We start from the raw sequence: 11,520 nt of genomic DNA, 5'->3' as shown, positions 1-11,520 counted from the left end.
GTTGGGCCCGCCGTAGGTTCGTACGGGCCCGTTCCCGCCACTGTTCAGCCAATCCGCCCACCGCTCTGCAAACACCCGGCAAACGCCCGCCCAACTACCCCTTCACGCCCCGCCCACCGCCGTCAGCAGCGCCAGCGGTGCCGTAGCCGAGCGGGACTCGCGTACGCAGGCGTGGGGGTACGGGACCGGTTCCGGGTGGGTGTCCCGGCCGTAGCCCGCCAGCACCTCCGGGAGGCGGTGGCCTGTTGCCGTTGCCGCGTCCACCAGGGCATGGGCCACCGTTCGGGCCTCGTCGTGGAGGCCGTAGCGGGAGAGGCCCAGGGTGATGAGGGCGTTGTCGTGCGGCCAGACCGAGCCTCGGTGGTAGGAGAGGGGGTGGTAGGCCGGTTGGCCCGCGGCGAGGGTACGGACGCCCCAGCCCGAGAAGAAGTCCTGTTCCAGCAGGCGGCGGCCCACCAGCTCGCCGTACTCCTTGTCCAGCAGGCCCGACCAGAGCAGATGCCCGGCGTCCGAGGCCAGCGCGTCCACCTGGCGGCCCTCGCCGTCGAGAGCCAGCGCGGGGAAGGAGTGCTCCGGCATCCAGAAGTCCCGTTGGAAGCGGTCCCGCAGGTCCCCGGCCGCTTGTTCCAGCAGCGCCGCGTAGGTCTCGTCCTGCCATACCGTGCGGGACAGCCCCGCCGTGCGGCGCAGTGCGTCGTACGCGTACCCCTGTGCGCCCGCCGCCATCACCGAGCCGCTCGCCCGCGTGCCGTCGGACCAGCAGATCGCGCCGGGGGAGTCCTTCCAGTTCTGGTTGGCCAGGCCGCCGCGGTCGGCCCGGTAGACCAGATAGCCGCGGGAGGTGAGGCCGCCGTGGTCCAGCATCCAGGCGACGGCGGCCCGGGCGTGCCGCTCCAGACGGCGGGCCAGTGAGACGTCCCCGGTCTGTTCGACGTACGCGCCCAGCAGGACCAGGAACAGCGGCGTCGCGTCCACCGAGCCGTAGTAACGGCCGAACGGCACCTGGCCGAAGTGGGCCAGCTCGCCGTGCCTGACCTCGTGCACGATCTTGCCGGGCTGGGCCACCGAGGTCGCGCCCGTCTCCTTGGCCTGGGTCGCCGCCAGCGCGGGGAGTGTGGCCGCCGCGAGGCTCGGGCGGTAGGGGAGGGCGAAGAGGGAGGTGAGCAGGGCGTCCCTGCCCAGGAGCGTCAGGAACCAGGGAGCTCCCGCCGCGGGCACGCGGACTTCCTCGCCGTCCAGGCCGGTCGCCGGGATCTGCAGCGCGGCCAGGTCCGCCAGGCCTCGGGCGCAGGCCGCCGCCAGCTCCGGCCAGCCCGTCGGGAAGGACACGCCCTCCACGAACTCACCCTCCAGCGCGAGGAGTTGCTCGTTCAGGGCGGCGGGGGAGCGCGGTACTCGCAGCGCCCGCTTGTCGCCGTGCGGGCGGGCCATCACCCGCAGCGCCAGCTCCGCCGTGCCGTGCGGCTCCAGGTCCAGGGTCCATACCAGGCGCCTCGCGCCCGTGCCGGTTTCCTCCACCGCGTCCGGCGCCGGCTCGGCCGTCACGGTCGTACACGATCGCCATTCGCCCCGCTGGTACGTGAACTCCACGCCGTGGTCCAGGACTTGGCGGGAGCGGGTGGCGCCGGTCTTGGTGTAGGTGCGGTGGTCGGAGCGGAGTTCGAACTGGTCGGTGAAGTCGGCGTCCGCGGTGATCGCCAGACGGACCGTGGTGGGGGTGGGGAGGTTGCTGGTGACTCGTAACGCCTCGACGAACGCGCCTGCCCCGACCGCCTGTTCGCGGAAGAGCGTGTACGCCGGGGGCTCCTGGCGGCCGCCTCGGGGGACCAGGACGCAGCGGGCCGTGTCCCCGTCGGCCACGGGCGTCAGGGCCTCCGGTACCGCGCCGTCCAGCGTCAGTTGCCAGCGGCTGAGGTGGCGGGCGTCCCTTACGAACAACCCGTCCGGGGAGGTGCCGGCGCCTCGGACGCCGCTGATGTCTCCGCCGTCCCCCACGGCGGCGAACGTCTCCCCGTGCACGAGCAGATGATGCCGGTCCGTCATCCCCGGTCCCCTCCCTTGATGGCTGAGGTGTCGCTGTGCAGCAGGTCGAGCGTGAGCGCGGCGGTCCAGCCGAAGCCGGTGACTCCGCAGGCCTCGCCCGTGTACGGGTCGACGTACTCCGCGAAGTCGGAGGCGCCGGCCAGGTCCAGTACGGCCGTCCGCAGTGCGTCGGCGCGCTCCCGCTCGCCGTACATCCGCAGCCCGCGCTCCAGCAGCCAGCTGGTGTTGAACCAGGCCGGGCCCCGCCAGTAGCGGTGCGGATCGAAGGCCTCGCCGAGAAGGTCGTACGACGGGACCAGGCGGGTGGTGTCGCCGAGCGAGAAGTGCGGTCCGCCCGCCGTACGGACGAGGGCGGCGGCGACGTCGCGCGGGAGTCCGGGCAGCAGCAGCGGGATCAGACCGGAGACGGACCGCTCAGGGATCAGCTCGCCCCCTCGCACGTCCCGGCAGAAGAACATCCCCTCCGTCGGCTCCCACAGCCGCTCCACCAGCGTCGCCGTCAGGCGCTCCGCGCGCGCGTGCCGGGCCGTGCCCGTCGCTCCCAGTTCGCGGGCGATCCGCGCCAGGGCGTGTTCGGAGGCGATGAGCAGGGCGTTGAACGCCGGGTCCTCGACGGCGAAGGCGCCAGGGCCGTCGGCGTAACCGCGGTCCCGGTAGTCCGTCGCCAGCCGCACATACCGCCCGTAGTCCAGATCCGTCGGCCGGTCCTCCGCCGCCCCGTGGTCGAGGTCCGCGCGCCGGAAGGAGCGCGCGGAAGCCGGGACGATCCGGCGCAGCGGGGCGTCCCAGCAGGGGCTGTTGTCCATCCCCTGCTCCCACGGGTGTACGACGGACGCGAGACCGCCGCCGCCCAGGTCCCGCCGGTGCAGGAGATAGCGGTGCCAGGCCGCCAACTTGGGGTAGATCCGGGCCAGGAAGCCCCGCCCGCGCGAAAGACCGGGGTCGGCGCGGTGCACCAGCCAGGCGGCCAGGGCGTGCACCGGTGGCTGCACGATCCCGGACGTCTGTACGGTGCGCGGGGCGCCCGCAGCGCGCCCCGCGGTCGAGGAGCGCCAGAAGTCGGGGCTGGGGAAGTACGCGTCGAGGGGGACGGAGGGGTTGAAGACGATGTGCGGGATCCGCCCGTCGCCCCACTGGGCGTCCAGCAGCGTCTCCAGCTCCGTCTGGGCCCGTAACGGCGACAGATGTCTGAGCCCGATGGCGATGAACGCCGAGTCCCAGGACCACTGGTGCGGATACAGCCCGCGCGAGGGGACCGTGGACGCGCCCGTCCAGTTGGCCTCCAGGACGTCGGCGGCCCTGACGTGCAGTGAATGCGCCGGGGTGGCCGGATCGTATGCAATGGCTCGCCCTGGCAGGCGGACATCCAGCTCGGCGGTGCGATTCACTCGGGACTCCCCGGGGGACGACTCGGCTGATCGGTTCGGTAGTAGCTACCGTAGGGTTACGTCTATTTAACACGCAAAACTCAATATGTAATGCAAGCTTGGGAAACACAAGGGGGTGCGCATGACGGGTCGGGGTCAGATCAGCGCCGGCGATCTGCTCGAACTGGTCCGCAGTGGCCGGGCCACGACGCGCGGTGCCCTGCAACAGGTCACCGGGCTCTCCCGGGCCACCGTCGGACAGCGCCTGGACCGGCTCTTCCGCGCGGGCTGGCTGCGCGAGGGCGCCGGTGGTCCGGTCGACTCCCCGCTGGGCGGACGCCCCTCCATCACCCTGGAGTTCGACGGCGCCCATGCCGTCGTCCTCGCCGCCGACCTCGACACCCGGCACGCCCGCGCCGCCGTCCTGACGCTGACCGGCGAGATCCTCGCCGAACACGGCGGCACGCTGGTCGTCGAGGACGGCCCGGAGAAGGTCCTGGGCGAACTGGGCCGCTGGTTCGCCGAACTGCTGGTCAAGGCCGGACACGAGGCCGACGAGGTCTGCGGCATCGGGCTCGCCGTACCCGGCCCGGTCGACCGCGAGACCGGCCGGGTCGTCCAGCCGCCGATCATGCCGGGCTGGGACGGCTACGACATAAGAGGCCGCCTCGCCAGATCCTTCACCGAGCACACCGGAGCACCCCGGGTGCCGGTCCTCGTCGACAACGACGCCAACCTCATGGCGTACGGCGAACAGCGCACCGGATACCCGGACTGCTCGGCGTTCGTGCTGGTGAAGGTGTCGACCGGCATCGGCGCGGGCGTCGTGGTGGACGGCTCGCTCTTCCGGGGCATCGACGGCGGCGCCGGGGACATCGGACATATCCGGGTGGGCGCAGACGCACTGTGCCGCTGCGGGTCCTACGGCTGTCTCGCCGCCGTCGCCAGCGGCGGCGCCGTGGCCCGGCGGCTGGCCGAGGCGGGGGTGCGGGCGGCCTCGGGCTCGGATGTGCGGGAGTTGCTGGCGGCCGGGCATCCGGAGGCGGTGGGTCTGGCCCGGGACGCCGGGCGGCAGGTCGGGGACGTACTGGCGACCGTGGTGACGTTGCTCAACCCCGGCGTGCTGATGATCGCGGGCGATTTGGCCGGAACGCCGTTCCTGACCGGCGTTCGAGAGTTGCTCTACCAGCGGGCGCTACCCCGCTCCACCGCTCATCTGGAGGTCGTCACCTCGCGGCTGGGGGAGCGGGCCGGGCTGGTGGGGGGCGGTGCGCTGGTCGTGGAGCATCTGTACGCGCCGGAGCGGGTCGAGGAGCGGCTGCTCGCGCTCGGCGTGTAAGCAGCACGTTTCCGTCCCAAGACACGTCCGCATGGTGAAATTCCGGCGCCTGTGGCAGCGTGATTCTCGCCACCCTTGATAAGGGTTGCGCTCAGATGAGCGAATCTTGGGCTGCTGCACTTCTCCAAGGGGTGGCACTGGGTGCCACCCCTTGATCGTTCATCGATCGAAATCAGACGTGCTGGCTTGCGCTCAGTTGAGCGATATTTCGGGTCTACGGGGGTGGATTCATTCAAGAAGTGAACACATGGCGGCGTGCTTCCTTGCCAAGCTTTGACTTTCGATCCCGTGGCGGACGACCGGTTACAGGGGCATGACGCACAAGTGGACGTACCCAGGCGCCTTCGATCTGGGTATGTTCCTCGCCGTCAGGGCAGCCACCGAGTCCTCGAGGAGTTGGGACCCGTGTCGGAAAACAAAAAGTTCGTTTACGACTTCACCGAGGGCAACAAGGAGCTCAAGGACCTTCTGGGCGGTAAAGGTGCAAACCTCGCCGAGATGACCAACCTGGGTCTTCCTGTCCCGCCCGGCTTCACGATCACCACTGAGGCCTGCAAGGTCTACCTCGACAGTGGCGAGGAGCCGGCGGCACTGCGTGACGAGGTGAGTGCGCACCTCGACACCCTTGAGACCACGATGGGCAAGAAGCTCGGCCAGGCCGACAACCCCCTCCTTGTCTCGGTCCGCTCCGGTGCCAAGTTCTCCATGCCCGGCATGATGGACACGGTCCTGAACATCGGCCTCTCCGACAAGTCGGTGCAGGGCCTCGCCAAGCAGGCCGGCGACGACCGCTTCGCCTGGGACTCCTACCGGCGCCTGATCCAGATGTTCGGCAAGACCGTCCTCGGCGTCGACGGCGAGCTCTTCGAGGACGCGCTGGACGCGGCGAAGACGGCCAAGAAGGTCACCGTCGACACCGAGCTGGAGGCGGCCGACCTCAAGAAGCTCGTCACCAGGTTCAAGAAGATCGTCAAGACCGAGGCCGGCCGGGACTTCCCGCAGGACCCCCGCGAGCAGATGGACCTCGCCATCGAGGCGGTCTTCAACTCCTGGAACACCGACCGCGCCAAGCTCTACCGGCGCCAGGAGCGGATCCCCGGCGATCTGGGTACGGCCGTCAACATCTGCTCGATGGTGTTCGGCAACCTCGGCCCGGACTCCGGTACCGGTGTGGCGTTCACGCGTGACCCCGCCTCCGGCCACCAGGGCGTGTACGGCGACTACCTGCAGAACGCGCAGGGCGAGGACGTGGTGGCGGGTATCCGCAACACCGTCCCGCTGGCGGAGCTGGAGACGATCGACAAGAAGTCGTACGACCAGCTGATGCAGATCATGGAGACCCTGGAGAACCACTACAAGGATCTCTGCGACATCGAGTTCACCATCGAGCGGGGCCAGCTCTGGATGCTCCAGACGCGCGTCGGCAAGCGCACGGCGGGCGCGGCCTTCCGCATCGCCACGCAGCTGGTGGACCAGGGTCTGATCGACGAGACCGAGGCGCTTCAGCGCGTCAACGGCGCCCAGCTCGCGCAGCTGATGTTCCCGAAGTTCGACGAGGAAGCGAAGACCGAGCAGGTCGGCCGGGGCATCGCGGCTTCGCCGGGTGCGGCGGTCGGCAAGGCGGTCTTCGACTCGTACACCGCGGTGAAGTGGTCGCGTTCGGGCGAGAAGGTCATCCTGGTCCGCCGGGAGACCAACCCCGACGACCTGGACGGCATGATCGCGGCCGAGGGCATCCTGACCTCGCGCGGCGGCAAGACCTCCCACGCGGCCGTGGTCGCGCGCGGCATGGGCAAGACCTGTGTCTGCGGCGCCGAGGAGCTCGAGGTCGACACCAAGCGCCGCCGGATGACCGTCCCGGGCGGTCATGTGGTGGAGGAGGGCGACCTGATCTCGATCGACGGGTCGTCGGGCAAGGTCTACCTCGGCGAGGTACCGGTCGTCCCGTCCCCCGTCGTGGAGTACTTCGAGGGCCGGATGCACGCGGGTGCGGACGACGCCGACGAGCTGGTGGAGGCCGTCCACCGGATCATGGCGTTCGCGGACCGCAAGCGCCGGCTGCGCGTACGGGCCAACGCCGACAACGCCGAGGACGCGCTGCGCGCCCGTCGCTTCGGCGCCCAGGGCATCGGTCTCTGCCGTACGGAGCACATGTTCCTCGGCGACCGGCGTGAGCTGGTGGAGCGGCTGATCCTGGCGGACACCGAGGCCGAGCGCGAGGACTCCCTCAAGGAGCTGCTGCCGCTCCAGAAGAAGGACTTCGTCGAGCTGTTCGAGGCGATGGACGGGCTGCCGGTGACGGTCCGGCTCCTCGACCCGCCGCTGCACGAGTTCCTCCCCGACATCACCGAGCTGTCGGTCCGGGTCGCCCTCGCGGAGTCCCGCCAGGAGCCGCACGAGAACGAACTGCGCCTGCTCCAGGCGGTACACCGGCTGCACGAGCAGAACCCGATGCTGGGTCTGCGCGGCGTACGCCTCGGCCTGGTCATCCCCGGTCTGTTCACCATGCAGGTCCGCGCGATCGCCGAGGCCGCGGCCGAGCGCAAGAACGCAAAGGGCGACCCGCGCGCGGAGATCATGATCCCGCTCGTCGGCACCGTCCAGGAGCTGGAGATCGTCCGCGAGGAGGCCGACCAGGTCGTCGCGGAGGTCGAGGCGGCGACGGGTACTTCGCTCAAGCTGGCCATCGGCACGATGATCGAGCTCCCGCGGGCGGCCCTCACGGCCGGTCAGATCGCGGAGGCGGCGGAGTTCTTCAGCTTCGGCACGAACGACCTGACCCAGACGGTGTGGGGCTTCAGCCGGGACGACGTGGAGGCTTCGTTCTTCACCGCGTACCTGGAGAAGGGCATCTTCGGGGTCAGCCCCTTCGAGACGATCGACAAGGACGGCGTGGGCTCGCTGGTGAAGTCCGCCGCCGAGGCGGGCCGGGCGACTCGTCCCGACCTCAAGCTCGGCGTCTGCGGCGAGCACGGCGGTGACCCGGAGTCGGTCCACTTCTTCCACGAGGTGGGTCTGGACTACGTCTCCTGCTCCCCGTTCCGCATCCCGGTCGCCCGCCTCGAAGCGGGTCGCGCGGCCACCCAGTCGGAGGGCAGCGACCACCGCTGACCTTCAAAGACTCCGGAGCCGTCGTGGGTCCCCGACCCTCAGTACCGATCCACGGCGGCTCCGGAATGCGAGAGAGGGGCGGCACCCGTGCGGGGGTGCCGCCCCTTGCTGCATCATCTGCGGAGGCTGTCAAGCCGCGTCGCTGACCAGGCCAGATGGCGTTTGCTGGCGTTGGTTGCCGTTGGACTCGTGTGTAGCCGTTGTGCCCTCGTTGTGCCCTCGGGGTGGCGTCCGTTGGTGTACTGGACAAAGACCAGGATAACGAGCGGCTTGCAGGCAAGGCTGAGTCGGCAGATTTACAGTCCGCGCGAGGCGTCTGCTGCCACCTGCACGGTCTCTCATCTAGCCTGCGCCTGCCCCACACGTGCTCCGCAGAGCATGATTCCTGCGTCGAGCAGTGTCGACCTAAGTTGATGGCCCAACCGCCCATGGGTACCCGGACGAGCCACCTCGATAGTCTTCGGAGCGCTCCGAGGAAACTGGGGTGCTAGAGCCAGCACCGAGGTCTTTCCGCAAGACCTCTCCTTCGGACAGTAGGCCGTCCGCAGAGGCCAACACCGCGCATACCTCAGCCCAGATCTCCGCGGCAGAGATTGACCGCAGAGACACCGTCTCCGTGTAGCCGTCGTACGCAAGACCGTTGTCCAAGACAGGCGGCCAACCGCGAACGCGCCAGGACTCCACCGTAGCCTTCTCCACAGCCCGCGCATCACGCCCGAGCGGAAAGGCCAGCTTCTCCAGGAGAGTCCACCCATTACGGCCGTGCTCGTACAAGCGGCTGTTCTTCGGCGTACTCTCGCAAATACCGATCTTGGCGGCGGCCAGAGTCGACTTGATGACCAGGTACAGCAACGCTGGTCGGTCAGGCTTGAAACCATGCTCAGCACACGCAGCGCAGGGCCCACCGCTGAAGCGGGCGTTTAGGGACGGGTCACAGAAGTGCCCATGGGCCAGACACCGCCCCGGCCATCTGGTGGTGTCATTCCTATAGGGAATGTCGGCGTCGGGCTCATAGCCCCATGCGCGGGCGAGCCGCCGCGCCTTTTCATCGGGAAACCGAGCCTTGCCACCGCAGTGCTCGCAACTGCCTTGGCCTGAGCGAATGTTGTCCAATCGGGGGGCGACGACCTCCCAGCACCGAAGACACCACGCGCGAGTCGGCTGCCTGACGTCGTGGATGATCTCCATCGGTAGGACGCGTCCACGAGTGATCATGTCAGCGCGACGCTCCTCCGCACGGCGCCTCTTGCGGCACTCCCCACAGCCAGTGCCGCCATATACCGGGTTGCGGATGTAGCTGAGATAGACCTTGAACGGCTTCCCATTGGCGGGGCAACGCTTGCTTCGGCATGTAACCAGCCATGGGGTCGACGTGCGTCCTGGGTAGGGCTCTGCTGGCTCGCAGCCGGCTTCGTTGAGTTCCGCCGTAGCTTCAACGGGAGTCACCTTCAGTCGTCTTGTCACACTGGGAATCATGTCGAAGTCCACGGGCAATCATGGCGAGTTGCTATCTCATGGGCCACTGCAGTTCTCAGAACGGGCCAATTGGGGCGCCAAGCACGACGGCTCACTCGTTGGCCTGATCGACTCGAAGCAGATCTGGAAGCCATGTGCGCCGACCTCTCAGCATGCCGTTCATCGATGACGCCACCGAGGACCGTCAACTAGGCCTCGCAGGAGGGGAATCAAGCGTTGTCAGTGGCCGCGCGTAGCATCCGCACCATGGAGCTCGGCTACTTCCTTCACCAGGTCGGCACCACCTTCGGGGTGGGCTCGGACGCCAGCACAAGCAGCGACGCTGCGCGACTGCTGCGCGCAGCACCAGCGGAGATCGGCCGCTTCGTGCCAGCGGGCTACCTCGTCGAGGGAAGCCCGGGGCGAGGCAACGCAGCAGTCTGCCCCTGGGTGTCCTTCTTTGACCCCGATGAGACGACAACGGCCACGCGAGGCATGTACCTCGTCTACCTCCTCGCCGAGGACAGGCAGACGTTCGCGCTGAGCCTCAACCAGGGTGTCACGGAGATCACTAAGGCCTTGGGTGCCCGCGAGGCCCGCCAAAAGCTAGCCGCACAAGCTAAAGCCATCAGGGAAGCCCTGCCAGTCGAGGCAAGGGCTGGTTTGGATGCCACAATCAACCTCGGTGGCCAGCCGGGGTTGCCGCGCTCGTACGAGGCCGGCAACATTCTGGCCACCACCTACGAAGTCGCCGCGTTGCCTGACGAACAGACGTTGCGTGCCGACCTCAGCCGCATGATCGGTCTGTACCAGGACGCCCTGGCAGTCCGTGAAGAGGTACGTCAGACTACCCGCGACACCATCGTTACGGTGGTCGAGCAGCCTCCCGCGCAGTCCCGGGAGCTCCCTCTGCACTTCGCGCCCAAGAGCGATGAAGAGTACGTCCAGGTAGTGACAGCACGACGGCTGCGCAAAAGCCGCAGCCACGAGACTCTCGTGCAGCAGTACGGTACGTACCTCCGAGGGCAAGGCGTCGAGGTAGGCACCAACGTGCATCCGCGGGACCTGGTCATTATCAGGGATGGAATCCACTGGCTCGCTGAAGCCAAGTTCATCCGCCGCGGGAACGCAACGGGAGCCGTACGGGAGGCACTAGGGCAGCTCGCTACCTACGCCTTCTGCCTGTACCCAGAGGACGCGCAGCCGCACAAGATGGCCTTGTTCTCAGAAGCCGTTGGTGACGTGTACGTTCGGCTCCTTGAGCACCACGGCATCGCAGCAGTGTGGCGGACAGACGAAGGATGGGCCGGGTCCCCGTCCGCCCTGGCCGCAGGCCTCGCCTGAGACTTGCCCCAATTCCCGCCTGACATCGGCCGGCGCCCGCGGCTCCTGGGCAAGCCCGGCCGGCCGCCCAGCTTCGCAACATCGGCGAGGTCGGTCGTCGGCAGCTTTACATTCTGCGCGGCGCGCAGGGCATGACCAGGAGTTTTCGGGGCCGTACACTCCGGTGCCCCAGGGATGTGCCCCAGATGCCGTGCCAGGTGATTACGCCTCAGGAAGGGGCGCGCCCCATGCGCGTTCAGTGAGCTTCCCCCAGACTCCCGGAGCTACGGTCCGTGGATCGACTGCCTCACTTGGCGCAGAGTGCCTGTACGTACCGTTCGGCTGTTCAGACCTGTCGTACTCCTTGACCCAAAAGACCCGCCGCACGAAATTGCCGGGTACGTCTCCGCTGGGAGCATCGGGACGAAGCACGGCGTAGCCAACCCGCCGTCCGGTTCCTCGCCACTGTACGGGGCGTCGTCGCGTCCCTGCGGACAGCTCCACGGACTGCCGAACGTAGTCGAACCGTTCGATGTCTTCTGTCCACACGATGCCGTCCTCGTGCTCCAGAGCCTTGCGGTTCTCCACCACTGGTCCCTCCCCCTCAAGACAGCCAGAACAGCAGTGTGCCTCGCACGGCCAGCAGACCCTCTACTTCTGGCCCATCTACACCGGCACCGCCATCCCGATCGACTACTGGCGGGCGCGGATGTGGCTGGGCGGATGCGCCACGACGGCTTGTCGGCTGCCGAGCCGTCGTGGTCATCCTTGGTTGTTAGCCGCCGTCACTGGCCATCCCTCGACGGCCCGGAGACGGCCCGACACGTAGGGCATGTAGTCCGCAGTCCAGCAAGCTGGCACGGGCAGTCCCTTTCCAAATCG

The 11,520-nt window shown here is 68.4% G+C and carries 6 protein-coding genes; 3 read left to right on the top strand and 3 right to left on the bottom strand.

Going from position 1 to position 11,520, the window contains the following annotated elements:
- Window positions 1–102: 102 nt before the first annotated feature.
- Both OHT76_RS14505 and OHT76_RS14500 read right to left on the bottom strand, forming a co-directional pair.
- On the bottom strand, window positions 103–2,043 hold the full coding sequence (locus OHT76_RS14505) for an amylo-alpha-1,6-glucosidase (protein ID WP_328871234.1): 1,941 nt from the start codon (window positions 2,041–2,043) through the stop codon (window positions 103–105).
- Window positions 2,040–3,431, bottom strand: a complete 1,392-nt coding sequence (locus OHT76_RS14500; RefSeq protein WP_328871233.1) for an MGH1-like glycoside hydrolase domain-containing protein — start codon at window positions 3,429–3,431, stop codon at window positions 2,040–2,042. The genes OHT76_RS14505 and OHT76_RS14500 overlap by 4 nt, the downstream gene beginning before the upstream one ends.
- A gap of 121 nt (window positions 3,432–3,552) precedes the next feature.
- On the opposite strand from OHT76_RS14500, the gene OHT76_RS14495 reads away from it, so the two are divergent.
- The 3 genes from OHT76_RS14495 (at window position 3,553) to OHT76_RS14485 (ending at window position 10,659) form a co-directional block, all read left to right on the top strand.
- Window positions 3,553–4,749 carry an ROK family protein gene (locus OHT76_RS14495; RefSeq protein ID WP_328871232.1) on the top strand — a complete coding sequence of 399 codons (1,197 nt, stop codon included), beginning with the start codon at window positions 3,553–3,555 and terminating at the stop codon, window positions 4,747–4,749.
- Window positions 4,750–5,145: 396 nt separating this feature from the next.
- Window positions 5,146–7,860 carry a pyruvate, phosphate dikinase gene (ppdK, locus tag OHT76_RS14490; RefSeq protein WP_443049786.1) on the top strand — a complete coding sequence of 905 codons (2,715 nt, stop codon included), beginning with the start codon at window positions 5,146–5,148 and terminating at the stop codon, window positions 7,858–7,860.
- Between the two features lie 1,722 nt (window positions 7,861–9,582).
- Window positions 9,583–10,659, top strand: a complete 1,077-nt coding sequence (locus OHT76_RS14485; RefSeq protein ID WP_328871230.1) for an MrcB family domain-containing protein — start codon at window positions 9,583–9,585, stop codon at window positions 10,657–10,659.
- Window positions 10,660–10,860: 201 nt separating this feature from the next.
- Here OHT76_RS14485 and OHT76_RS14480 read toward each other — a convergent pair whose 3' ends face one another.
- Window positions 10,861–11,226, bottom strand: a complete 366-nt coding sequence (locus OHT76_RS14480) for a DUF6009 family protein (protein WP_328876532.1) — start codon at window positions 11,224–11,226, stop codon at window positions 10,861–10,863.
- Window positions 11,227–11,520: the final 294 nt, after the last annotated feature.

It is taken from the genome of Streptomyces sp. NBC_00287 (assembly GCF_036173105.1).
GTDB lineage: Bacteria > Actinomycetota > Actinomycetes > Streptomycetales > Streptomycetaceae > Streptomyces.
This window is presented reverse-complemented; position numbering and strand designations above follow the sequence as displayed.